Annotated in this window: 21 protein-coding genes; 7 read left to right on the top strand and 14 right to left on the bottom strand. The window is 72.0% G+C overall.

What is annotated here, in order from left to right:
• Positions 1-133: 133 nt before the first annotated feature.
• Together QQS16_RS28890 and QQS16_RS28885 are read right to left on the bottom strand one after the other, a co-directional pair.
• Complete coding sequence (locus QQS16_RS28890) at positions 134-337, bottom strand: hypothetical protein (RefSeq protein WP_030667279.1); 204 nt, start codon at positions 335-337, stop codon at positions 134-136.
• Positions 338-718: 381 nt separating this feature from the next.
• Positions 719-1,000: an acylphosphatase gene (locus QQS16_RS28885; RefSeq protein ID WP_286064964.1), complete on the bottom strand. Its 282-nt coding sequence runs from the start codon at positions 998-1,000 to the stop codon at positions 719-721.
• A 168-nt stretch (positions 1,001-1,168) separates the two neighbouring features.
• Between QQS16_RS28885 and QQS16_RS28880 the strand changes: the two genes are divergently transcribed.
• Complete coding sequence (locus tag QQS16_RS28880; RefSeq protein WP_286064962.1) at positions 1,169-2,341, top strand: CAP domain-containing protein; 1,173 nt, start codon at positions 1,169-1,171, stop codon at positions 2,339-2,341.
• A gap of 184 nt (positions 2,342-2,525) precedes the next feature.
• A complete protein-coding gene (locus QQS16_RS28875) occupies positions 2,526-2,927 on the top strand; it encodes a winged helix-turn-helix transcriptional regulator (protein ID WP_286064960.1) in 402 nt (133 codons plus the stop codon).
• Here the strand turns inward: QQS16_RS28875 and mutM are convergent.
• The 8 genes from mutM to recG all read right to left on the bottom strand — a co-directional run bounded on the left by mutM (position 2,900) and on the right by recG (position 10,513).
• Entirely contained in the window at positions 2,900-3,760 is an 861-nt protein-coding gene (gene mutM, locus QQS16_RS28870) for a bifunctional DNA-formamidopyrimidine glycosylase/DNA-(apurinic or apyrimidinic site) lyase (RefSeq protein WP_286064959.1), read from the bottom strand. The genes QQS16_RS28875 and mutM overlap by 28 nt on opposite strands.
• A 96-nt stretch (positions 3,761-3,856) precedes the next feature.
• The gene (gene rnc / locus QQS16_RS28865) at positions 3,857-4,717 is read right to left on the bottom strand and encodes a ribonuclease III (RefSeq protein WP_286064957.1); all 861 of its coding nucleotides are present in this window, start codon (positions 4,715-4,717) and stop codon (positions 3,857-3,859) included.
• A 7-nt stretch (positions 4,718-4,724) separates the two neighbouring features.
• The gene (gene rpmF / locus QQS16_RS28860) at positions 4,725-4,898 is read right to left on the bottom strand and encodes a 50S ribosomal protein L32 (protein WP_003951102.1); all 174 of its coding nucleotides are present in this window, start codon (positions 4,896-4,898) and stop codon (positions 4,725-4,727) included.
• A 2-nt stretch (positions 4,899-4,900) separates the two neighbouring features.
• Positions 4,901-5,545 carry a YceD family protein gene (locus QQS16_RS28855; RefSeq protein ID WP_286064938.1) on the bottom strand — a complete coding sequence of 215 codons (645 nt, stop codon included), beginning with the start codon at positions 5,543-5,545 and terminating at the stop codon, positions 4,901-4,903.
• 161 nt (positions 5,546-5,706) lie between these two features.
• Positions 5,707-6,810 (bottom strand): F0F1 ATP synthase subunit B, encoded by a 1,104-nt coding sequence (locus QQS16_RS28850; protein ID WP_286064937.1) that lies wholly within the window; start codon positions 6,808-6,810, stop codon positions 5,707-5,709.
• 98 nt (positions 6,811-6,908) lie between these two features.
• On the bottom strand, positions 6,909-7,388 hold the full coding sequence (gene coaD, locus QQS16_RS28845; protein ID WP_286064936.1) for a pantetheine-phosphate adenylyltransferase: 480 nt from the start codon (positions 7,386-7,388) through the stop codon (positions 6,909-6,911).
• A gap of 26 nt (positions 7,389-7,414) precedes the next feature.
• Positions 7,415-8,032 carry a 16S rRNA (guanine(966)-N(2))-methyltransferase RsmD gene (gene rsmD, locus QQS16_RS28840; protein WP_286066489.1) on the bottom strand — a complete coding sequence of 206 codons (618 nt, stop codon included), beginning with the start codon at positions 8,030-8,032 and terminating at the stop codon, positions 7,415-7,417.
• 261 nt (positions 8,033-8,293) lie between these two features.
• Positions 8,294-10,513 carry an ATP-dependent DNA helicase RecG gene (gene recG / locus QQS16_RS28835; RefSeq protein ID WP_286064935.1) on the bottom strand — a complete coding sequence of 740 codons (2,220 nt, stop codon included), beginning with the start codon at positions 10,511-10,513 and terminating at the stop codon, positions 8,294-8,296.
• 198 nt (positions 10,514-10,711) lie between these two features.
• On the opposite strand from recG, the gene QQS16_RS28830 reads away from it, so the two are divergent.
• The gene (locus tag QQS16_RS28830; protein ID WP_286064934.1) at positions 10,712-12,541 is read left to right on the top strand and encodes an HSP90 family protein; all 1,830 of its coding nucleotides are present in this window, start codon (positions 10,712-10,714) and stop codon (positions 12,539-12,541) included.
• On the top strand, positions 12,538-15,546 hold the full coding sequence (locus QQS16_RS28825; protein ID WP_286064933.1) for a putative sodium/potassium/calcium exchanger: 3,009 nt from the start codon (positions 12,538-12,540) through the stop codon (positions 15,544-15,546). Before QQS16_RS28830 ends, QQS16_RS28825 begins: the two co-directional genes overlap by 4 nt.
• Positions 15,547-15,567: 21 nt before the next feature.
• Here the strand turns inward: QQS16_RS28825 and QQS16_RS28820 are convergent, their stop codons facing one another.
• Positions 15,568-17,490 carry a DAK2 domain-containing protein gene (locus QQS16_RS28820; RefSeq protein ID WP_286064932.1) on the bottom strand — a complete coding sequence of 641 codons (1,923 nt, stop codon included), beginning with the start codon at positions 17,488-17,490 and terminating at the stop codon, positions 15,568-15,570.
• A 255-nt stretch (positions 17,491-17,745) separates the two neighbouring features.
• Between QQS16_RS28820 and rpmB the strand changes: the two genes are divergently transcribed.
• Positions 17,746-17,931, top strand: a complete 186-nt coding sequence (rpmB, locus tag QQS16_RS28815; protein ID WP_286064931.1) for a 50S ribosomal protein L28 — start codon at positions 17,746-17,748, stop codon at positions 17,929-17,931.
• Between the two features lie 239 nt (positions 17,932-18,170).
• Here rpmB and thiD read toward each other — a convergent pair whose 3' ends face one another.
• Entirely contained in the window at positions 18,171-18,971 is an 801-nt protein-coding gene (gene thiD / locus QQS16_RS28810; RefSeq protein ID WP_286064930.1) for a bifunctional hydroxymethylpyrimidine kinase/phosphomethylpyrimidine kinase, read from the bottom strand.
• Positions 18,968-19,933, bottom strand: coding sequence for a thiamine-phosphate kinase (locus QQS16_RS28805; RefSeq protein WP_286064929.1), 966 nt, complete (start codon positions 19,931-19,933; stop codon positions 18,968-18,970). Before QQS16_RS28805 ends, thiD begins: the two co-directional genes overlap by 4 nt.
• A 206-nt stretch (positions 19,934-20,139) precedes the next feature.
• Between QQS16_RS28805 and QQS16_RS28800 the strand changes: the two genes are divergently transcribed.
• On the top strand, positions 20,140-20,373 hold the full coding sequence (locus QQS16_RS28800; protein ID WP_286064928.1) for an Lrp/AsnC family transcriptional regulator: 234 nt from the start codon (positions 20,140-20,142) through the stop codon (positions 20,371-20,373).
• A 20-nt stretch (positions 20,374-20,393) separates the two neighbouring features.
• Positions 20,394-20,921, top strand: a complete 528-nt coding sequence (locus QQS16_RS28795; protein ID WP_286064927.1) for a DUF3515 domain-containing protein — start codon at positions 20,394-20,396, stop codon at positions 20,919-20,921.
• 1 nt (position 20,922) lies between these two features.
• Here the strand turns inward: QQS16_RS28795 and QQS16_RS28790 are convergent, their stop codons facing one another.
• The gene (locus QQS16_RS28790; protein WP_286064926.1) at positions 20,923-22,080 is read right to left on the bottom strand and encodes a D-alanine--D-alanine ligase family protein; all 1,158 of its coding nucleotides are present in this window, start codon (positions 22,078-22,080) and stop codon (positions 20,923-20,925) included.
• Positions 22,081-22,083: the final 3 nt, after the last annotated feature.

Here is a 22,083-nt window from a genome sequence, read left to right as displayed (position 1 = left end):
AAAAGGATGCGGGGGCAAAGAAGCCGGGGGAAAGAAAGAAGGGACGCCGAAGCGTCCCTTGCAACTCTGACAACTTAGCGGTTGATGTGGGCTGCCCAACCACTGCGTGAGCTGTCGTGGAGCGATGCAGTGATCAGGTGAGCGCAGGCTCCGCCTGGTGTGCGTCGATGCTCTCCATGATCCTGTCGTGAGAAGCGGCAGCCGCGAGCGAGTCGTTCTCCGCCTGGATCCGTACAAGCTCGGATTCCAGGTCCTGGACTCGCTGCTGGAGCCGTCGCATCTCGGCGAGGAGTCGAGGGTCGGAGCCGCCGACGTAACCGAGAAGCGCCTTTGCCATGATGGATGGTCCTCCACACTGAGTGACCGACCGAAGCGGTGTGGGTCGTGAGGGATTTCGCACCCGCGATGCTTGGCACTGTTGAGTTGTGCTGCCGTTCATCCATGCCAAACAGCGAAGGTGCTCGGGGTGCTTTCAGCGTCTCACCAAAAAGTTTGACGGTCAACACGATCACACCCCGTATTGGCGGCAACCCGGGTCCACGCGGCCTGGAACGGCGGCGCCGGGACTCTCACGGGGCGCTGAGGGTGAGGCGATCATCCTTACCCGCGGAGCCTGCCACGGCAAGCGATTCTTGGCAACCACCAGGGACTTTCTGCTCCGGGCACCTGCCGGTGGCATGTCCCTCCGCTTCCGCCGGGACGGATTCACAGAATCGGGTCAGCGGATGGCGAAGCCGTCGTAACCCCCGCGAGGTGTGTCCCAGATCTCGGTGACGCCGTCCACGCGCCCGGGCGTGTCGTCACTCTGGAGCCAGTCCAGGAGCCCCTGGCATCCCGGACGCGGGCCCTCCGCCACCACCTGGACCCGGCCATCGGCCAGATTGAGAGCAAAACCACTCAGGCCGCCGATCTCCAGCGCCTTGGCCCGCGTGAACCAGCGGAAACCCACACCTTGGACGCGTCCACGCACCCAGGCGACCAGTCGCACATCCTCGCTCATGAGTGCAACCTAACCGGGCAATGTCTCTCCGGACACTTCCTCCCCTCGCGCCATGCGGTACCGTCCCCACCCAATGAATCTCATACGAAACTCACTCCATCGTGTGAGTTTTGTGAGCTTGGTTGACCGGGGGGACGCGTCGACCGCCAGGACGAGGAAGGCAAGGACATGGGACGCCACCGACGCTCCGCCGCCGGCCGCGCCGCCACGGGCCGCGCCACGGGGATCACACCGACGGGCGGCTCCTCCATGGGGAGCCGTGATCCGCAGGACTCGTACAGCTTCGACCACGACGTGCCGGGGTCGTACGGTCTCGGCCCCCAGGGGTCGTACGCCGACGGCCCGGCCACGGACGGCGCCGCCCCGTATCTGAACACCGAGGGGTACGCCGAGACCTCCGCACGCAGTGCCGCCTATCTCTTCGCGACGGAAGCCGACTACGCCACCGTGTTCGGTCCCGACACCGGGTCCGCGCGCGGTGACGGCTTCACCCCCGACGGGGGCCGGCGCGGACGGTCGCGCCGTCGTCGGAGGAGGACCGCGACGCCGGTCAAGTCGGGTCTGCTCGGGGTCTCCGCGGCGGTCGCCCTCGGCACGGTCGCCGTCGCCACGGGTGCCGTGCCCGGCCTCGACAACTACCGGATCGGCGGGGGCGAGAGCAGCGGCGGTGGCGGCGGCAACGTACAGGCCGCCGGCACGCCGACCAACAGCCCCGCCGAGCAGGGCGGCACCTCCGGCAGCGCCGAGAGCCGCGAAGGCTCCACGTCGACCAGCCGCGACGCCGAGCGCTCCGCCTCGCCCGCCCCCTCCCCCTCGACGTCGTCGGCGGCGCCGACCAAGACACCGTCGAAGAAGCCGAAGGCCACACCCAGCAAGAAGCCGGAGACGACTCCCTCGCGTGCCGCCACCAAGGCGCCGGAGAAGGAGGCAGCCGAAGCCGAAGCCCCCGTGACCGTGTCCGCCGAGACGCAGGCCGCGGCCGAGGTGCTCAGGCTCGTCAACGAGGAGCGGGCGAAGGTCGGCTGCGACGCCGTGTCCGCGAACAGCGCGCTGGCGGAGCTGGCCGAGGACTTCAGCGACGCGATGGCCGCGCAGGGCTTCTTCGACCACACCGACCCGAGTGGCGCCACACCGTGGGACCGGGCGGCGCAGGCCGGGGTCACCAACCTCGGCGGCGAGAACATAGCCCGGGGCCAGGCCGACGCCGCCGCGGTGATGGAGGCCTGGATGGACAGTCCCGGCCACAAGGCGAACATCCTGAACTGCGACTTCAAGACGCTGGGCGTCGGCGTGCACCTCGGGTCCGGCGGCCCTTGGTGGACGCAGGACTTCGGCTACTAGGCCCGGCGCCGGAACGGGTGGCCCGCCCGCATGACCACGCGGGCCGCCCTGCCCGTCCACCGGAGCGCGCCGTCACCGCCACGCGCCGGTGGACGGCCTCCTGGTGACGGTCGCGACCACCACGGCACTAACTTCGAGTTAGTGCAGCCTGATGGTTAGCGCTGTGTTCGAGTAGCCTTGGTGTATGGACACCCTGGAGGAGCGCACGGCGGCTCAGGACCTTCCGTACGACGTGTTCGCCAAAGCCTGTCCCTCGCGGGGCACGCTGGAGCACGTCACCGGACGCTGGGGCGCGCTCACCCTGGGCGCCCTGTACGAGGGCTCGCTGCGCTTCAACGAGCTGCGCCGCCGCGTCGACGGCGTGAGCGAGAAGATGCTGTCCCAGACCCTGCACGCGCTGGAGCGCGACGGTCTGGTGCACCGCGAGGCCCAGCCGACGAACCCGCCTCGCGTGGACTACGAGCTCACCCCCCTCGGCCGCGAGGTCGCCCAGCGCCTGCTGAGCCTCATCCACTTCGTGCAGGGCCGGATGGACGACGTGCTGGAGGCGCGACGGCGTTACGACGAGACGCGCGGCGCGCGCTGACAGCGCGGGCAGAAGTAGCTGGACCGGTTCATCCAGGGGCGCCGGCGCATCGGTGTGGCGCAGCGGTTGCAGGGCAGGCCCTCACGTCCGTACGCGTCGAGGGACCGGTCGAAGTAGCCCGACTCCCCGTTGACGTTGACGTACAGGCTGTCGAAGCTGGTGCCGCCGACCGCGAGGGCCTGGTTCATCACGTCCCTGATGTGGCCCAGGAGTTCGGCGGTGCGCGGACGCGTGAAGTGGGCCGTCGGGCGTTCGTAGTGGATGCGGGCACGCCACAGCGCCTCGTCGGCGTAGATGTTGCCGACGCCGCTGATCAACGACTGGTCCAGCAGGGCCCGTTTGACGGTGGTGCGCTTGCGGCGCAACGCCTGGTGGAACGCCTCGTCGTCGAAGAGCGGGTCGAGGGGGTCGCGGGCGATGTGCGCGATCACGTCGGGCAGGCCGTCGGAGGCGGTGCCGTGCAACGACAGTCCGCCGAAGGTGCGTTGGTCCACGAAACGGAGTTCGGTGTCGACCTCGTCCGCGAACCGGACCCGGACGCGCAGGTGCTTCTCGTCGGGCGCCGCGTGCGGCTGGACGAGCAGCTGGCCACTCATCCCGAGGTGGGCCAGGACCGCCTGGCCGGTATCCTCCAGGGGCAGCCACAGGTACTTGCCGCGGCGGCTGGGCACGCCGACGCGGTGGCCCTTGAGCCGGTGCGTGAAGTCGTCGGCGCCGGCGGGATGACGGCGTACGGCACGCGGATGCAGGACCTCGGCCTCGGCGACCGTGCGGTGGGCGACCCACCGCTCCAGGCCGCGCCGGACGACCTCGACCTCGGGCAACTCGGGCATGGGGCTCCCCTGTCACGGACCTCTGAGCCTGTCACGGAAAGATGAGCCGAGCGCCCGCCCCACGGCGGGGACGGGCGCTCGGATGTGCTGGTTCGGTCAGGCGGAGACGGACGACGGACCCTCGTCGTCGTCCTGGGGGGCCTCGACGGCCTCCTCAGCAGCCTTCTCGGCGGCCTTCTCGACCGCCGCCTCGGCGCGCTCGTCCGCAGCGGCCCGGATGGACCGCCACGCGGATTCCGCGGCCTGCTGCTCCGCCTCCTTCTTGCTGCGGCCGGTGCCGGTGCCGTACGAGACGCCTCCGACGCGGGCGGCAGCAGTGAAGGTCTTCTCATGGTCGGGGCCGGTCTCCGTGACCAGGTACTCGGGAACACCGAGCCCTTCGGTCGCGGTGAGCTCCTGGAGACTGGTCTTCCAGTCCAGGCCGGCTCCGAGGTTGGAGGACTTCTCGATCAACGGGTCGAACAGACGGTGCACGAGCTCCGCCGCCGAGTCCAGCCCCTGGTCGAGATAGACCGCGCCGATCACCGCTTCCAGGGTGTCGGCGAGGATGGACGCCTTGTCCCGGCCACCCGTGCCCTCTTCACCGCGGCCGAGCCGGATGAAGGAGCCGAGTTCGAGGCCGCGGCCGACCTCCGCCAGCGCACGCGAGTTGACCACCGCGGCCCGCAACTTGGCCAGCTGGCCTTCGGGCAGGTCGGGGTGGGTGCGGTACAGCGTGTCCGTGACCACGAGGCCGAGGACGGAGTCCCCGAGGAACTCCAGACGCTCGTTGGTCGGCAGACCGCCGTTCTCGTATGCGTACGAGCGGTGGGTCAGCGCACGCACCAGAAGGGCGGACTCGAGTGTGTACCCGAGCCGCCCTTCCAACAGCGTGTGGGACGAGGCCGTGTTGTCCGCCGGGCCGCCCTCGCTGGCGCGGGCGGCGTTCTTCTTGGGCGTGGACACAGTGCCTCTCACCAGCCGCTCAGACCTCGAGGACCTGGCGCTTGTTGTAGGTGCCGCAAGACGGGCACGCGATGTGCTGCTGCTTGGGCTCGTGGCAGCGCTCACACGCAACCAGGGTGGGGACCGCAGCCTTCCACTGCGACCGGCGGTGGCGCGTGTTGCTGCGCGACATCTTCCGCTTCGGAACAGCCACGGCTACTTCTCCTGCTTCTCGTCGACGCCAGCTTCGGCGCCGCTGATCTCGTCCTTCTCGCCGTCTCCGAGTGAACCGGCGAGTCCCTGCAGTGCCGCCCAACGAATGTCGACGGCGTCATGGTGGTGTTCCGGGTCGTCCGCAAGGCGTGCGCCGCACTGGGCGCACAGTCCTGGGCAGTCTTCCCGGCACACCGGCTGCATCGGCAGTGCGAGCACCACCGCATCACGCAGCACGGGTTCGAGGTCGAACAAGCCGTCCTCGAGAAAGAGCCTGTCCTCGTCTTCCTCGGCGTCGTCGACCGGTTCCGCCTTGGGGCGGCCACGGTCGTCGGCGTCAGGGTACGAGAACATCTCCTGGAAGTCCGTGTCGAGCTCCAGCTCGACCGGCTCCAGACACCTTACGCACTCCCCCTCGGCCACCGCACGGGCGGTGCCTGTGACAAGCACACCTTCCATGACCGACTCGAGGCGGAGTTCGAGCTCCACCGGGGCGCCTTGCGGCACTCCGATGACCCCCTGGATCCCGAGATCCCTGGGGGCGTCGATCGTGCGGGTCAGGCGCTGCAGCGCACCAGGCCGCCGACCCAGCTCGTGTGTGTCGAACACGAGGGGGTTGCGGTGGTCGAGGCGGGCGTTCAGGGCCATTCCTGCTTTCGATCTATGAACTCGGGGCGCCGCCCTTCGGTGTTCCCGGGCAGCGTTGATCGCGGACGTACACGCGACCGAAGAGCCAGGATACTGGACCTTTCCCCCACGGCCCAATCCGGTGTGTGCTCCCGGCCCGCGCTTCCGCTCCGGGCGGCGGTTCAGCCGTTCCCGCGCCCCTGCTCATAGGCCCGCAGCTGCTCCGCGCTGATCATGCCGGTGTCGAAGAGGCTGGTCTCGTCGAGGGCGTGCGCCTGCTGCGGGACGTATCCCTGCTGGTTCCGGTGGTCCTGGTGGTCCTGGTGCTCCTGCTGGACCGGCTGCGGGGCCTGGTGCGGGTCGTAGGCCCCCTGCCCGCCGTCATAGCCCTGGTAGGCGTACGGGTCGGCCTGCTGCTGGTAGCCGTAGGCGTCCTGTCCGCCGTCGTACTGCTGCTGGTAGCCGGCGTAGGGGTCGGCACCCTGCTGCTGGTAGCCGTACGCCGGCTGCGGGTCCTGCTGGCCGTACTGGTGCGGTACGCCCTGGTCGGCGGGGGCGGCCGGGGTGTCCGCCTCGGCCAGGGCGACCAGGTCGGCCAGGTAGTCGGCGTCGCTGGAGTGCTGCAGGGTGTCGTCGGCGAGGGAGCTGAGGTCGTCGCTGGCGATGCGGCCGTGCAGCTTCTGCCGGCCCCGGCCGACGGCCTCCAGGGTCTTGGCGAGGACGGCCTCGAAGGCACCGAGCTTGACGTCGACGTACTCGTCGGCGGTGCGGCGCAGGGTCTCGGGGTCGTGGCTGCGCTCGGGTGCGTCCGCGTCCTCGTACCCCTGCTCGTCGACGCCGGGGCCGGTACCGAGGAGCTTCTCGCGGCCGCGGCCGACCGAGCCGAGGGTCTTGGTGAGGACGACCTCGAAGTTGGCGAGCTTGGAGTCGACGTAGTCGTCGGCCTCCGCGCGGATCTCCTCGGCCTCCTGGCGGGCCTCGGCGAGGATGCGGTCGGCCTCGGCCTGGGACCGACGGGCGATCTCCGTGTCGGAGATGAGGGAGCCGCGTTCGGCGTGCGCCTGCCCGATGATCCGCTCGGCCTCCTGGCGGGCCTGCTCGACCATCTGCTCGCGGTCGCCGATCACTTCCCGGGCCTGCGCGAGGGATCCGGGCAGGGCCTCGCGTACGTCCTCGAGCATCGCGAGCAGGTCGGCGCGGTTGACCACGCACGAGGCCGACATGGGCATCGACCGGGCACCGGAGACCGCGGCCACGATCTCGTCGAGCTTCTTCTGCACGTCCACCTGTGCTCGCCACTCTCTACAGCTGTGTTGGAGACGGACGGGAAGACTGTACGGCCATGGGGCGACCGGGGGACACCGGGTGACGGGCCCTCAGCGGCTCAGCCCTGACGGAGCCGCTCGGCGAGGGCCGCGAGGACGAGCGGCGGCACAAGGTGGGAGACGTCCCCGCCCCAGGTCGCGACCTCCTTGACCAGGGAGGAGGAGAGGAAGCTGTAGGTGGGGTTGGTGGGGACGAAGAGGGTCTCCACGCCCGAGAGGCCGTTGTTCATCTGGGCCATCTGGAGCTCGTAGTCGAAGTCGCTGACCGCGCGCAGACCCTTGACGATGGCCGGGATGTCGCGCTCCTTGCAGAAGTCGACCAGGAGGCCGTGGAAGGCCTCCACCCGGACGTTCTCGTACTCGGCGGTGACCTGGCGGATCAGGTCGATCCGCTCGTCGATCTCGAACAGGCCCCGTTTGGATTTGTTGATCATGACCGCGACATAGACCTCGTCGTACAGACGGGAGGCGCGGGAAATGATGTCGAGGTGTCCGTTGGTGATCGGGTCGAACGACCCGGGACAGACGGCGCGGCGCACTTGAGATCCCTCGCTCTCCGGTCCGGTCATCGTGCGTCTTCGCACGTAGAGGCGGCGCGACCGTACCAAAACGTTCCCTCGCCGTAGCGACGGGCCCGGATCGCTTCGAAGCCGTGCGGCCAGCGGAATTCGCCGCCCCTGGTGCTGCGCTCCACGGTGACGAGGGCTTCGGCCGCGAGCCACCCCTGCGTACGGAGTGTGAGCAGAATCTCCCGAAGATCGTCGTCCGACACAACGTACGGCGGGTCGAGAAAGGCGAGGTCGTAGGGGTGCGCCGGCGGCTGTGTCCGGACGATCTGCTCGGCTCTGCCCGCCCTCACCTCGGCGCCCGGCAGGCCGAGGGCCTTCACGTTCTCCCGGATCGTGCGGGCCGCGCGGGCGTCGGCCTCGACCAGCAGGGTGTGGCCGGCGCCGCGGGACAGCGCCTCCAGGCCGACGGCGCCGGAGCCCGCGTACAGGTCGAGGACGCGTTCGCCGTCCAGCGGGCCGCCGAGCAGGGACTGCCAGGTGGAGAAGAGACCCTCACGTGCTCGGTCGGAGGTCGGGCGGGTGCCGGTTCCCGGTGGAACGGCCAGGCGACGTCCGCCGGCCGCGCCGGCGATCACGCGGGTCATCTGGGGTCCTTGTTCGAGGGGCGGTGACAGGTCCAGTCTGGCAGGCAGGGGTGAGGGGCGCTTCGCGCGGACGGCCGCGGGTCCGGGGCGCCCGCCCTGTGCCCCGCCCCTGAGTGCCCGCGCCTTCTAGTGCCGCGGCAGGCAACGTTTGCCCGTCAAGGAGCGGCGTCCGGTGCGTGCTCTCGGCGTGCCGGCCGGAAGCCCTCGTACTGGATGTACTTGGGCTTTCGGCCGGTACGGCGAGAGTGCGTGCCGGGCGTCGCGACGGGGCGAACGTTGCCTGCCACGGCACTAGCCCTTGTCCAGGTACTGCTCCCTCTCCTCGTCCAGGAGGGCGTCCAGGGCCGTGCGCAGGCCCGGCAGGCGCTCCAGGTCGGGATCGGCCGCGACCACCGCCGTGGCCTCCTCCCGCGCCTCGGCGATGATCTCCTCGTCCTCGATGACGGCGAGCATCCGCAGCGAGGAGCGGGTGCCCGACTGGGCCTGGCCGAGGACGTCGCCCTCGCGGCGCTGTTCGAGGTCGATCCGGGAGAGCTCGAAGCCGTCGAGGGTGGCGGCCACCGCGTTGAGCCGCTGGCGGGCGGGGCTCGCCTCGGCCATCTCGGTCACCAGGAGGCACAGACCGGCGGCCGAGCCACGGCCCACCCGGCCGCGGAGCTGGTGCAGCTGGGAGACGCCGAAGCGGTCGGCGTCCATGATCACCATCGCGGTGGCGTTCGGGACGTTGACGCCGACCTCGATGACCGTGGTGGCGACCAGGACGTCGGTCTCGCCGGCGGCGAAGCGGCGCATCACCGCGTCCTTGTCGTCGGGGTGCATCCGGCCGTGCAGGACCTCCACCGCGAGGCCGCTGAGCGGCCCCTTGGCGAGCTGGTCGGCGACGTCGAGGACGGCGAGCGGCGGGCGCTTCTCGGCCTCGTCCTCGGGGGACTTCTTCTTGGCCGCCTTCTTGGGATCGTCCTCCTCGTCCCCGATCCGGGGGCAGACGACGTACGCCTGGTGGCCGTTCTCCGCCTCCTCGCGCACCCGGTCCCAGGCCCGCGCCAGGAAGTGCGGCTTGTCGGCGGCCGGGACGACATGGCTGGCGATCGGGGACCGGCCGGCGGGGAGCTGGTCGAGGACGGAGGTCTCCAGGTCGCCGAAGACCGTCATGGCGACCGTCCGCGGGATGGGCGTGGCCGTCATGACGAGCAGGTGCGGCGGCTGCTTGCCCTTTCCGCGCAGGGCGTCACGCTGCTCGACGCCGAACCGGTGCTGTTCGTCCACCACGACCAGCCCGAGGTCGTGGAACTGCACCTTGTCCTCGATCAGCGCGTGCGTGCCGATCACGATCCCGGCCTCGCCGGTGACGAGGTCGAGCAGCGCCTGCCGGCGGGCGGCGGTCCCCATCGACCCGGTGAGCAGCACCACCTTGGTGGCCTGCTCGGCACCGCCGAGCATCCCGCCCTCGGCCAGTTCGCCCATCATCTCGACGACCGACCGGTGGTGCTGCTGGGCGAGCACCTCGGTGGGCGCGAGCATGGCCGCCTGACCGCCGGCGTCGACCACGGCGAGCATGGCGCGCAGGGCGACCATCGTCTTCCCGGAACCGACCTCTCCCTGGAGCAGCCGGTGCATCGGATGGTCGGTGGCCAGGTCGTCGAAGATCTCCCGGGAGACCTTCCGCTGGCCGTCGGTGAGGGTGAAGGGCAGACGGGCGTCGAAGGCCGTCAGGAGGCCGTCCGGCTTCGGTCTGCGCGGGACCGCCGGCAGTTGGGCGTCGGCGTGGCGGCGGCGGGCGAGGGCGACCTGGAGGACGAAGGCCTCGTCCCACTTGAGGCGGGCGCGGGCGTCCTCGACGTCCGCCTTGGTGTGCGGGCGGTGGATCTTGAGGAGGGCCTCCGGGAGGGACACCAGGCCACGGCCCTCGCGCAGCGAGGCCGGGAGCGGGTCGACGGCTTCCTGGGCGCTGGGCAGCACCGTCTGGATCGCCTTGCCGATCTTCCAGGACTCCAGCTTGGCGGTGGCGGGGTAGAGCGGGATGAGCGCGCCGGCCCAGGTGTCGACCGTCTCCTCGGACTCGCCCCGCAGCAACTCGTATGCCGGGTGCGCGAGTTGCAGGCGTCGGTTGAAGACGGAGACCTTGCCCGCGAAGAGGGCGCGGGTGCCCGGCAGGAGCTCCTTGTGGGGCTTGTGCACGCCGTTGCCGAAGAAGACCAGCTGGATCCGGCCGCTGCCGTCCGTGATCGTGACCTCCAGGCGCTGGCCCTTGCCGCGGGGCGCCTTGGCGGAGGCGAAGGTGTGCAGACGGGCGTCGGCGACCTGGGCGACCACGGTGACGTGCTCGTCCATGGGGAGGTCGGCGAGGTGGGTGAGCTGGCCGCGCTCCTCGTATCTGCGCGGGTAGTGGTGCAGGAGGTCGCCGACGGAGTGCAGGCCGAGATGCTCGGCCATCACCTTCGCGGTGGCGGGGCCGAGCACTGACTTGAGCGGTTGTTTCAGTGGTTCTTCCAGCGCGGGCACGAGATCCATTGCACACCACACCACTGACATTGCCGTATACGTCCCGGGAAACCCCTGGTCAGACGGCTGGTTGGGGACTTAGGATGACGCGCTCCCGGTCCTGCTCCCGGTCCTGCTGCCGTTGCCGGCCATCCCACCTCCGCGGTCACCTCACCCGGGACCGCCCGACCCCGCGCCGTCGCCCGTCCCCCCACCGGCGCTGCGACGATGGATTCCCAGACCTCTCAGTCATCCCAGGCACCCCAGTCACCCCACACGTTCCAGGTCGACCTGCGCGGTCTGGTGGACCTGCTCTCCCATCACCTCTACTCCAGCCCCAAGGTCTACCTGCGCGAGCTGCTGCAGAACGCGGTCGACGCGATCACCGCCCGGCGGGCGGAGCAGCCCGACGCCCCTGCCCGCGTACGGCTGTACGCCGAGGGCGGGTCCCTGCGTGTCGAGGACACGGGCGTGGGGCTCAGCGAGCCGGACGTGCACACCCTGCTGGCGACCATCGGGCGCAGCTCCAAGCGGGCCGACGGGCTCCAGGAGGCACGCTCCGACTTCCTCGGGCAGTTCGGCATCGGGCTGCTCGCCTGCTTCGTGGTCGCCGAGCGGATCCGCGTGGTCAGCCGCAGCGCCCGTACCCCCGACGCCCCGCCGGTGGAGTGGACGGCGAGCGACGACGGTTCCTACACCGTGCGGACGCTGCCCGACTCGGCGCGCCCCGAACCGGGCACCACCGTGCATCTGACGGCACGGGCCGGTGCCGGCGAGTGGCTCACCGAGGAGCGCGTGCTGGCCCTGGCGCGGGACTTCGGCTCGCTGCTGCCGTACGACGTGCGGGTGGGCGAGGAGGCGGTCACCGATCTGCCCCCACCCTGGGACCGGGCGTATCCGAGCCCGGCCGGCCGGCGGGTGGCGCTGGCCCGGCACTGCCACGACCAGTTCGGGTTCACTCCGCTGGACGCGATCGACCTGGCCGTGCCGGTCGCCGGGATCCGGGGGGTGGCGTACGTCCTGCCGTCGGCGGTCAGCCCGGCGCAGCGGGCCGGTCATCGCGTGCATCTGAAGGGCATGCTGCTGACCGAGCGGGGCGAACAGCTGCTGCCGGACTGGGCGTTCTTCGTGCGCTGCGTCCTGGACACCGACAGCCTGCGGCCCACTGCCTCGCGCGAGTCCCTCTACGAGGACGAGACACTGGCCGCCGTACGGGAGGCGCTGGGCGAGCGGATCCGGTCCTGGCTGACCGGCCTGGCGGCCGGTGACCCGGAACGGCTGGCGGACTTCCTGGCCGTGCACCACCTGGGGGTGAAGTCGCTGGCCCGGCACGACCCGGAGATGCTGCGCACGATGCTGCCGTGGCTGCCCTTCGAGACGACGGACGGGCAGCTGTCCCTGGAGGAGTTCGCGCAGCGGCACCCGGTGGTGCACTTCACCCGGACCGTCGAGGAGTACCGGCAGGTCGCGCCGATCGCGTCCGCGCAGGGCGTGGGGGTGATCAACGGTGGCTACACGTACGACAGCGAGCTGATCGAGGCGCTGCCGTCGGTGCGGCCGGGGACGGTGGTCGCCGAGCTGGACGCGGACACCGTGACCGCCCACCTGGACACGGTCGACCCGGCCGAGGAGTTGGCCCTGGCCGGCTTCCTGGCGACCGCGCGGGCCACGCTGGATCCCCTGGGCTGTGACGTCGTCCTGCGGGCCTTCCATCCGCTGTCCGTGCCCGCGCTGCACCTGGACGACCGGGCGGCCCGGCACGAGCAGGCCCGGGCCCAGGCCGAGGAGCAGGCCGACGCCCTGTGGGCGGGCATCCTCGGCTCGCTGCGCGGCAGCGCCCCGCGCGCGCGGCTGGTGCTCAACCATCTCAACCCGCTGATCCGGCGGATCAGTTCACTCGGCGACCCGGAACTGATCGGCACCGCCACGGAGTCCCTGTACGGGCAGGCGCTGCTGCGGGCGCAGCGGCCCCTCAGGCCCGCGGACTCGGCGCTGCTGAACCGGGCGTTCATCGGCCTCCTGGAGTGGGCCACGCACAGCGAGGACGGTCACCGATGAGTGGGATCACGGACATCGACGGCCTGCGCCGGGCGATGGCGGAGAACGCGGAGCAGCCGGAGGGGGCCGCCCGCAACGCGCGCGCGGAGCAGCTGCTGGCCGAGGCGGAGAAGCTGAACGTCCCGCTCGCGGTGATCGAGGCGCTCGGACACCAGCTGAAGGTCTACAACTACAGCTCCGAGAAGGCCAAGATGTTCGTCCCGTTCGCGCGGCTGCTGCGCCTGTGGGACGAGCGGCCCGAGGACTTCGACGCGTACGAGACGCACGCGCTGCACTGGACCTTCAAATGGGTGTCGTCCGGCATGCTCGACCAGCCGCACATCCCGCTGGCCTCCATCGAGAAGTGGCTCGGCGAGATGGAGCACCGCTACCGGCTCGCCGGACACTCCGAACGGGCCGTGCGCGGCGCCGAGTTCAGTGTGGCCGCGCACATCGGCGACATGCGGCGGGCCGAGCGGGCGTACACCGCGTGGCTGGCCGCCGACCGGGACACCATGGCCGACTGCCACGCGTGCGAGCTACAGGGGCAGGGCTGGTGGCAGGCGGAGCGGGGCCGGGACGCCGAGGCGCTGGAGCTGTGGGAGCCGGTCCTGGCGGGCGAGTTCAGCTGTGCCCACGAGCCGCACACGGTCCTCGCGTCCTCCCTGGCGCCCCTGCTGCGGCTGGGACGCGTGGAGGAGGCCCGGGCCCACCATCTGCGGGGTTTCCGGCTGGTGCGGGCCATGGAGAGCATGCGTGACGCCTACGCGGACCACGTCGAGTTCTGCGCGCTGACCGGGAACGAGGCGCGTGGACTGGAGCTGCTCGCGCAACGGCCGACGTACTTCACGGACGAGGGGCATCCGCGCAGCGAACTGGACTTCATGGCCGTGGTGGCCCTGCTCATGGACCGGCTGACCGAACTCGGTCTCGGCGACCGGCAGGTCCCCGGGCCGGCCGGGCGGGCATGGACCGCGCGGGACCTCGCCGCCCACGCGCGCGGGCGGGCGCTCGCCCTGGCCGCCCGCTTCGACGAGCGCAACGGCACGCGGCACGTGAGCGAGCAGGCACGCGCGCGCATGGCGCAGCGGCCCCTGGTGGAGCGGCTGCCGCTGGGCGTGCGTTCGGTACGGACGGCCTCCGTGGCCGCGGTGGTTCCGCCGCCGGCCGTGGCCCCGCGAGAGCCCGACCTGGCCGCGCTGCTCACCGAGGCACGGCGCCTGTCGGACACCCTGCGGCCGAACGCGATCGAGGCGTGGGCGGCGGTCGCGCGCGCCGCGGAGGGCGTCGAGCTGGACGCCCGTGACCGTGCGGAGATCGCCGACCACCAGGCGATGGGCCTCGGCCCGGAGGGCGTCGCCCTCTTCGAACGGGCGGCCGAGCTGTACGCGGAGGCGGACGACCCGGGCGAGGCGCTGGCGGCACGCACCCGTGCGGCGTACGTCCACGCCCTCGACGGCCACGTGGCCGAGGCCCTCGCGGCGGTCACCGCCCCCTACGACGAGGTCCTCGCCCTCTACGCCGACGGCGGGACGGGTGTGCACCAGACGGCGTCCGTGCTGATGGGGCGGGCCCGGGTGCTGATGCGGCGGGTGCAGGAGGCGGAGTCTCCCGAGGAGTCCGGGGGCGACGCGGACGGCCCCGGGGAGAACCCGGAGGCCGGCGACGCCCCGCGCGGGGGCACGGTTCCCTCCTTCGGCGTGGTGCTCGCCGAGGCCGAGGGGGCCGCCCGGGAGGTGCTGGCCCTGGTCGAGGGTCGCACCGGGGACGATGTCCGGCTGGCCGCGCGGGCCGCCGAGGCGCAGGCGATGCTCGCGGAGGTGGCGACGCGCACCGGGGAGGTGGAGACGGCCGCGGAGCTGTTCGCGCGGGCGGCGGAGGGCTTCGTCGGGGCCGGGCTGCCCTGGTTCGCGGTGGAGTACGAAGCCCGGCTCGCCGGGCTCGCCCATCACCTCGGCGATCTGGACGAGACGGAACGGGCCCTGCGGGCCGCCCTGGAGCACGGCGGACCGCACCTGGAGCCGACCGGACGGGCGCAGCTGCACCTTCAGCTCGGCGAGGTCGTCGCCGGCCGGGGGTTGTCCGGGGAGGCCGCCGAACACGCCCTGGAGGCGGCGCACTGGGCCGACGAGGCCGGGGAGGGGCCGACGCTCGGCGCCTGGGCCCGCCACCAGCTCGGCGGGTTCCTGCTGCGCCAGGGGCGCTGGGCGGAGGCCGCGGAGGTCCTGGAGTCGGCGCTGGCCGACCTGAGCGCGGAGACGCACGGCGACGGCGCGATCGTGCAGACGCAGTGGTGGCTCGGTGACTGTCTGAGCGAGCTCGGCGAGCACCGGGAAGCGGCCGAACGGCGGCTTCGGGCGGCCGAGATCGCCCGGCACTGGCCGGAGCAGCACGACCACGCGACGCTCGCCCACCTCGCCGCCGAGTCCCTCGGCCACGCGGGGCTGCCCACCGAGGCGGACCGGGCGTACGCGCGCGCGGGCGAGCTGTGGCGCGTCCTCGGCAACGTGCACGGCCTGGTCCGCTCGCTGCGGGCGCGAGCCTGGCTCGCGCTGCGTACCGAGGACGAGCCGGACGCGGCGCGGGAGTTGATGGCGGACGCGGTGCGGGAGTGCGAGGCGGCGCTGGGCGCGGCAGCGGACGACGAGGAGACGCGGCGGCGGCTGGTGGCCGAACTGGGCCACACCCGACGGCAGTTCGGTGACCTGCTGGCCCGTTCCGCCGCCGAGGACGCCGAGGACGACTCGATCCGGTCCGTGCTGGAGGAGGCGCTGTCCCAGGTGGCGGAGGCGATCGTCGTGTTCACGGCCCTCGGGGCCGACGCGCTGACCAGCCGCACCGGTGCCGAACTCGCCGCGGGGTGGCTGGAGGCCGACCTGAGCCGTCCCTCGAACGCGGCGGCACGCGCGCGTGCGGTGCTGTCGGCGTACGCGGAGAACAAAGAGGACGAGGACGAGACCGCGCGGTCCCGGCGGGCCGACGCACGGCAACTGCTCGGCGTGGTGGAGGAACAGGCCGCGGGATAGCCGCCGCGGACCAGCCCGGGGCTATTCCACGCCGATCAGCAGCACGGCCCCCTGCCGCCCGCCCCGGTACACCACCGTGTCGACGGCGAGGTACGACTCCCGTACGCGTGTCTCCAGCCGGTCGGCGACCCCGTCGGGGGCCTCGTCCCCGAGGACGAGGGTGACGAGTTCGCCGCCGGCCGCGAGCATGCGGTCGAGGACCGTCTCCGCGGTCGCCGAGACCTCCGCGCCGATCACGGCGACGTCGCCGTCGATGAGACCGAGGACGTCACCGGCCTGGCAGATGCCCGCCATGGTCCAGGACCGGTGCTCCGCGACGACGACTTCCGCGTACCGGGTGGCCCCCGCCGCGGAGGTCATCGTCACGACGTCCTCGTCGAAGCGGCGCTCCGGCTCGTGCACGGCCAGCGCGGCGATGCCCTGGACCGCGGAGCGGGTGGGGATGAGGGCCACGCGGATCCCCTCGGTGCGGGCCTGCTCGGCCGCCGCGGCGGCCGTGTGGCGCAGGTCCGCGTCGTTGGGCAGCAGGACCACCTCCCGCGCGTGGGCCCTCCGTACGGCCTGGACGAGTTCCCCGCTCGCGGGCGGCTCCCCGGGGCGCGCGAGCACCGTCGTCGCGCCCGCCTCGGTGTAGAGCCCGGCCAGTCCCTCGCCGGGCACGACGGCCACGACCGCGCGCTGGGCCCGCTCCCGGGCAGGCCGGCCGGCGCCGGTGGTGTGCGCGTCGTCGAGCCCGAAGTGCGTGATCCGGATGCGGTACGGCCGTCCGGCCTCGATGCCCGCCTCCACCGCCGCGCCGGCGTCGTCGACGTGCACATGGACGTTCCACAGGCCGTCACCGCCGACCACCACGAGCGAGTCCCCGAGGGCGTCGAGCCGTGTCCGCAGGAGCGCGACCGCCTCGTCCTCCGCCTCCAGGAGGTAGATCACCTCGAAGGCCGGCCCGCCCTCCTCCGGCCCCGCCGGCCCGTCGGCGCACTCCGTCACGTCACCGGTGGCCGCTCCCCCGCGCGCGCGGGGGACCGGGTCGCCGGGCTCCAGGCGCGCGCGCCCCGCCTGCGGTCCGACCCTGGGCACGGCCTCAGGAGCTTCCCCGGTGTCGCCCGGGCCCCCACGGGCGGCGTACGACGTCGCGGCATCGACCTCGCTCGTGCCGCCGCTGTCCCCGGCACCGGACCTGACACCGGCACCGGACCTCTCACCGCGACCGGCCTCCGCGTGCCCCACGCGCGCGTGCACCCTGGTCCCGGACACCGGGCTCACCGTCCCGCCCGGCACCCGCCCCGTGAACGTCTCCACCAGAGCTCCGAGGACCGCCACCAGTCCCCGTCCGCCCGCGTCGACCACTCCGGCGCGCTGGAGGACCGCGAGCTGGCCGGGGGTAGCGGCGAGGGCCGCGCGTGCTCCCTCGTAGGCGGCCCGGGCCACCGTCGCGCAGTCGCCCTCGGGTTCGGCTTCGGCGGCCGCGTCCGCCGCGGCGGAGGCGACGGTGAGGACCGTGCCCTCGACCGGGCGGGACACGGCCTGGCGGGCGGAGTCGGCCGCGCGCCGCAGGGCGAGCCTGAGCCCCTGCCCGTCGGTGTGAGCGGTCTCACCGTCGGCGGCCAGCACCTGCGCCATGCCCCGCAGCAGCTGCGCGAGGATCGTCCCCGAGTTGCCCCGCGCGCCGATGAGGGCCCCGTGCGCCATCGCCCGGGCGGCATCGGCGAGCGTCGGCTCACCGGTTGCCCCAGGGCGCATCTCGTGCCCCGCGAACACCGCCTCGACGGCTCCCACGGCCGACTCCACGGTCAGATACAGGTTCGTGCCGGTGTCCCCGTCGGCCACGGGATAGACGTTGATCGCGTCGATCTCCTCGCGCGCCCGGCCGAGCGCGGCCAGCGCGAGACCGCACCAGGTGCGCACCGCGAGAGCATCGAAGAATGTCTGCGGCACCTGCGCCACCTGCGCCTCCTTGAGCTGCTGACGTGGGACGCAGCGTAGACCTCGGGTCGGTGTCCACCGGAAGAGGGCCTGGGCCGGGCCCCTGAGCAGCCATGGTAGTTTCGTTCTACTGGCGCAGCCGTTGTATGCTGCTCCGGTTGCCCGATCTCATCGGGCTCTCCCCCTGGCAGCGCCACTCAGATCTCTGATCCTGCGATCTTGATCCCGGCATGCCGGGATCCACCGTAAGTGCATCTGAAGTCTTTGGAGTGACCCGTGGCTGCCAACTGCGACGTCTGCGGCAAGGGGCCGGGCTTCGGCAACAGCATCTCCCACTCGCACCGCCGTACGTCCCGTCGCTGGAACCCGAACATCCAGCGCGTGCGTACTGTGGTCGGCGGGACGCCGAAGCGCGTGAACGCTTGCACCTCGTGCATCAAGGCCGGCAAGGTCTCGCGCTGACGCACAGCTAAGCGCGCGGCCACAGCTGGTTCGCTGCAGTGAGCCGGTCCACCGAGTGTGGACCGGCTTTTTGCACGTCCGCAGACAGGTACAGGGCGTCACCCGCCAGGCCTCTCATGCCTCCCGCGTCTGCGCACCGACCGGCGTAAACGCTTGCGCAACCGCTTACGCATACGCTTGCGCAACCGCTTACGCGCACCTCGGCGCGGTCGTCCACGCCCCGTCGCCCTTCAGCCGCCCTACCGCCCCACGGCCCTGAAGCGCCACCCATGGTCCACCGGCCCGATCCCCCCGCCGAGCGCGAACCCGGAGCGGATCGCCCCGGTGACGTACTCCTTGGCCGCCGTCACCGCCTCCGGCACGGACCGCCCCATCGCCAGCTGCGACGCGATCGCGGACGCGAGGGTGCAGCCCGTGCCGTGCGTGTGCCGGTTGTCGTACCTCGGTGCGCGCAGCCAGTGCGTCTCGGTGCCGTCCGTGAGCAGGTCCACCGCGTCGCCGGTGAGATGTCCGCCCTTGATCAGCACCCAGCGCGGTCCGTACGACAGCAGGGCCGCCGCGGCCCGGGGCAGCTGGTCCTCCGACTCGACCCGTACGCCGGTGAGCTGGGCCACCTCGTCGAGGTTCGGTGTGGCGACGGTGGCCACCGGCAGAAGCCTCGTCCGGACGGAGTCCAGCGCCGACGCGGCCAGCAAGGAATCACCGTGCTTGGAGACGCCGACCGGGTCGACGACGGCCGGCGCGTCCGTCCCGTCGATCAACCCCGCCACCGCCTCGACGAGTTCGGCCGAGGCGAGCATCCCGGTCTTGACCGCCTGGACGCCGATGTCGTCCACGACACTGCGGTACTGCGCCCGCACCGCCTCCACCGGCAGCTCCCAGGCACCCTGCACGCCCAGGGAGTTCTGCGCGGTGACCGCCGTCACGACACTCATGCCGTGCACGCCGAGCGCGAGCATCGTCTTCAGGTCGGCCTGGATGCCCGCGCCCCCGCCGGAGTCGGAGCCCGCCACCGTGAGAACCCGGACGGGCGCGCTCATGACTCGATGTCCCCGAAGTGGTCCCAGCCGCCCTTCTTCGTCCACGGCGCCCCGTCGACGGTCACCTGGGGCAGCGCCGACGGGTTGAGCACCTCGCCGATCACCCTCCAGCGGGCCGGCAGTTTCACGTCCGGCGGGAAGGTCGCCACGATCGCGTGGTCCTCTCCCCCGGTGAGCACCCACTGCATGGGGTCGACACCGACGGCCTGCCCGATGTCGTTCATCTGGGACGGGATGTCGATCGCCCCGGAACGGATGTCGATGCGGACCTTGCTGGCCTCGGCGATGTGCCCCAGGTCGGCGATCAGTCCGTCGCTCACGTCGCACATCGCGGTCGCCCCGAGCCCGGCGGCGGCCGGACCCGCGTGGTACGGCGGCTCGGGGCGCCGGTGCGCCTCCACGAAGGCCCGCGGCGAGCGGAACCCCCGGGAGAGCACCGCGAACCCGGCCGCGGACCAGCCCAGCCAGCCGGTGACCGCGACGAGGTCCCCGGGCCGCGCGCCGCCCCGCGTGACCGGCTCGACGTTGCGCAGGTCGCCGAGCGCGGTGATCGACACCATGATCGTGTCGCCGCGTACGACGTCCCCGCCGACCACGGAGGCGCCCGCGACCTGGCACTCGTCGCGCAGGCCGTCCATCAGCTCGCTCGGCCAGGTCACCGGGAGTTCGGCCGGGACGACCAGGCCGAGCAGCAGCGCGGTGGGCACCGCGCCCATGGCGGCGATGTCGGCGAGGTTCTGCGCGGCGGCCTTGCGGCCCACGTCGTACGCGGTGGACCAGTCGCGGCGGAAATGCCGGCCCTCCAGGAGGATGTCGGTGCTGGCCACGACCCGTCGGTCGGGCGCGGCGACCACGGCGGCGTCGTCGCCGGGGCCGACCCGGACCGCCGGGGTGGTGGTGAGACGGGAGGTGAGCTCCCTGATGAGCCCGAACTCCCCCAGCTCACCAACAGTGCCCTTCATTTCCCTTACGCCCCTTCTGTCCCTGTCCGGGCCCGCTCGCGCGTCACCAGTGTCCTCGATACGGTCGAGGTGACCGTCAACTTCCGTCGTGCCCGTACCCCGGCGCGCGAGCCCCGGCCGCCGCGGGTCTCCCCGCGACGAGCGACGACGCGATACCGTGGCGTTCCTTTTCCCCACATGATCCTCGTGGCCGCCCTGGAGGTTCCGTGGTACAGGCGTACATCCTGATCCAGACGGAGGTCGGCAAAGCGTCGACCGTCGCCGAGACGATCAGCAAGATCCCTGGGGTCACCCAGGCCGATGACGTGACAGGACCCTACGACGTCATCGTGCGCGCCCAGGCAGACACCGTGGACGATCTCGGCCGCATGGTGGTCGCGAAGGTCCAGCAGGTGGACGGCATCACCCGCACCCTGACCTGCCCGGTCGTTCATCTGTAGCCCCCGTCTACCCTTGACCGGTGAACCTCTTCCGTCACCGGCGCCGCATCCTCATCGGGCCGCCCGCGCTTGCCGTGTTGATCACGGTCGCGGGCTGCTCCTCAGCAGACGACACCGCGTCGACGGCGGTTCCCAGTCCGGCCGCGAAGGTCGTGAAGCTGTGCCGGAACCTGGACAAGGTACTGCCGTCGAAGGTGGACGGTGAGAGCCGCCGCGACCCCGGGCCCGCCTCGGCGCTGACCGCGGGCTGGGGAGGCCCGGCGATCATACTGCGCTGCGGTGTCGAACAACCGCCGAAGATGGTCGATCCCAAGGTGGCCGAGGGCGGCGACCCGGACGCGGTGGCCGGCGGCGTGAACGGCGTCGACTGGCTGATGGAGAAGCGGGACGACGGGGCGTACCGCTTCACCACCGCCAATCGCTCCGCGTACGTCGAGGTGACCGTGCCGGAGGGGCAGGACAGCGCGGGCGTGCTGACCGGCCTGGCGCCGGCCGTGAAGAAGGCGATTCCCGAGGGCGTCGCCCCACGGGGCAGCGCGGGCCGGTAGGTCAGCGCAGGCCGGTGGACCTGCGCAGGGCCGCCTGGATCAGCCGGTCCACCAGCTCGCCGTAGGCGATCCCGCTCGCCTGCCACATCTGCGGGTACATCGAGATCGGCGTGAAGCCGGGCATGGTGTTGATCTCGTTGATCACGAACTCGCCGTCCTCGGTGAGGAAGAAGTCCGCGCGGACCAGGCCCTCGCAGGACGCGGCCTCGAAGGCGTCCACCGCCAGCCGCCGCACCCGCGCCGTCTCCTCGGGCGTCAGCGGCGCGGGCACGATGCCGGGCGTCGAGTCGATGTACTTGGCCTCGAAGTCGTAGTACGCGTGCGCGTCCGGCGGCGGGATCTCCGCGGGGACCGAGGCGCGCGGCCCGTCCTCGAACTCCAGGACCCCGCACTCGATCTCGCGGCCGCGCAGCGCCGCCTCCACCAGGATCTTCGGGTCGTGCCGCTGCGCCTCGGCGATGGCCTCGTCCAGCCCCGCGAGGTCGTCGACCTTGGTGATGCCGATCGACGAGCCCGCGCGCGCGGGCTTCACGAACAGGGGCCAGCCGTGCTCTGCGGCGAAGTCGACGATCTTCTTGCGGGCGCCCGGCTCGTCGCGCTCCCACTCACGCGGCCGGATCACCACGTACGGGCCCACCTTCAGCCCGAAGGAGGTGAACACCCGCTTCATGTACTCCTTGTCCTGGCCGACGGCCGAGGCGAGCACACCGGAACCCACGTACGGCACACCGGAGAGCTCCAGCAGGCCCTGGAGGGTGCCGTCCTCGCCGTAGGGGCCGTGCAGCACCGGGAAGACGACGTCGATGTCGCCGAGCGCCTTGGGGACCGATCCGGGCTCGCTGTAGACGACTTCGCGGCTCGCCGGGTCGACGGGGAGCACCACGCCGCCCTCGCTGGAGTCGGCGAGTTCCTCGACGCCGGGGGTACGGCGTTCGCTGATCGCCATGCGTTCCGGTTCGTCCGCGGTGAGCACCCAGCGGCCCTCCCGGGTGATGCCGATCGGCAGGACGTCGTACTTCGTCCGGTCGAGGGCCCGCAGGACGGCGCCCGCGGTGACCGTCGAGATCCCGTGTTCGGAGCTGCGCCCGCCGAACACGACGGCCACGCGCGGCTTGCGGGGCGGCTGCTCAGGGCTCTGGGGGAGGTTCTCAGTGCTCATATC

The organism is Streptomyces sp. ALI-76-A, assembly GCF_030287445.1.
Lineage (GTDB): Bacteria > Actinomycetota > Actinomycetes > Streptomycetales > Streptomycetaceae > Streptomyces.
Note: the sequence above shows the minus strand (reverse complement) of the source record. Positions and strands in the feature narration are given on the sequence as shown.

What these genes read in the sequence shown, in the direction of transcription:
- QQS16_RS28890 (WP_030667279.1), bottom strand. Translation starts at nt 337, where the DNA reads ATGGCAAAGGCGCTTCTCGGTTACGTCGGCGGCTCCGACCCTCGACTC.
- QQS16_RS28880 (WP_286064962.1), top strand. Translation starts at nt 1,169, where the DNA reads ATGGGACGCCACCGACGCTCCGCCGCCGGCCGCGCCGCCACGGGCCGC.
- QQS16_RS28790 (WP_286064926.1), bottom strand. Translation starts at nt 22,080, where the DNA reads ATGAGCACTGAGAACCTCCCCCAGAGCCCTGAGCAGCCGCCCCGCAAG.
- QQS16_RS28805 (WP_286064929.1), bottom strand. Translation starts at nt 19,933, where the DNA reads ATGAAGGGCACTGTTGGTGAGCTGGGGGAGTTCGGGCTCATCAGGGAG.
- QQS16_RS28875 (WP_286064960.1), top strand. Translation starts at nt 2,526, where the DNA reads ATGGACACCCTGGAGGAGCGCACGGCGGCTCAGGACCTTCCGTACGAC.
- QQS16_RS28830 (WP_286064934.1), top strand. Translation starts at nt 10,712, where the DNA reads ATGGATTCCCAGACCTCTCAGTCATCCCAGGCACCCCAGTCACCCCAC.
- QQS16_RS28825 (WP_286064933.1), top strand. Translation starts at nt 12,538, where the DNA reads ATGAGTGGGATCACGGACATCGACGGCCTGCGCCGGGCGATGGCGGAG.
- recG (WP_286064935.1), bottom strand. Translation starts at nt 10,513, where the DNA reads ATGGATCTCGTGCCCGCGCTGGAAGAACCACTGAAACAACCGCTCAAG.
- QQS16_RS28885 (WP_286064964.1), bottom strand. Translation starts at nt 1,000, where the DNA reads ATGAGCGAGGATGTGCGACTGGTCGCCTGGGTGCGTGGACGCGTCCAA.
- mutM (WP_286064959.1), bottom strand. Translation starts at nt 3,760, where the DNA reads ATGCCCGAGTTGCCCGAGGTCGAGGTCGTCCGGCGCGGCCTGGAGCGG.
- QQS16_RS28855 (WP_286064938.1), bottom strand. Translation starts at nt 5,545, where the DNA reads ATGGCCCTGAACGCCCGCCTCGACCACCGCAACCCCCTCGTGTTCGAC.
- thiD (WP_286064930.1), bottom strand. Translation starts at nt 18,971, where the DNA reads ATGAGCGCGCCCGTCCGGGTTCTCACGGTGGCGGGCTCCGACTCCGGC.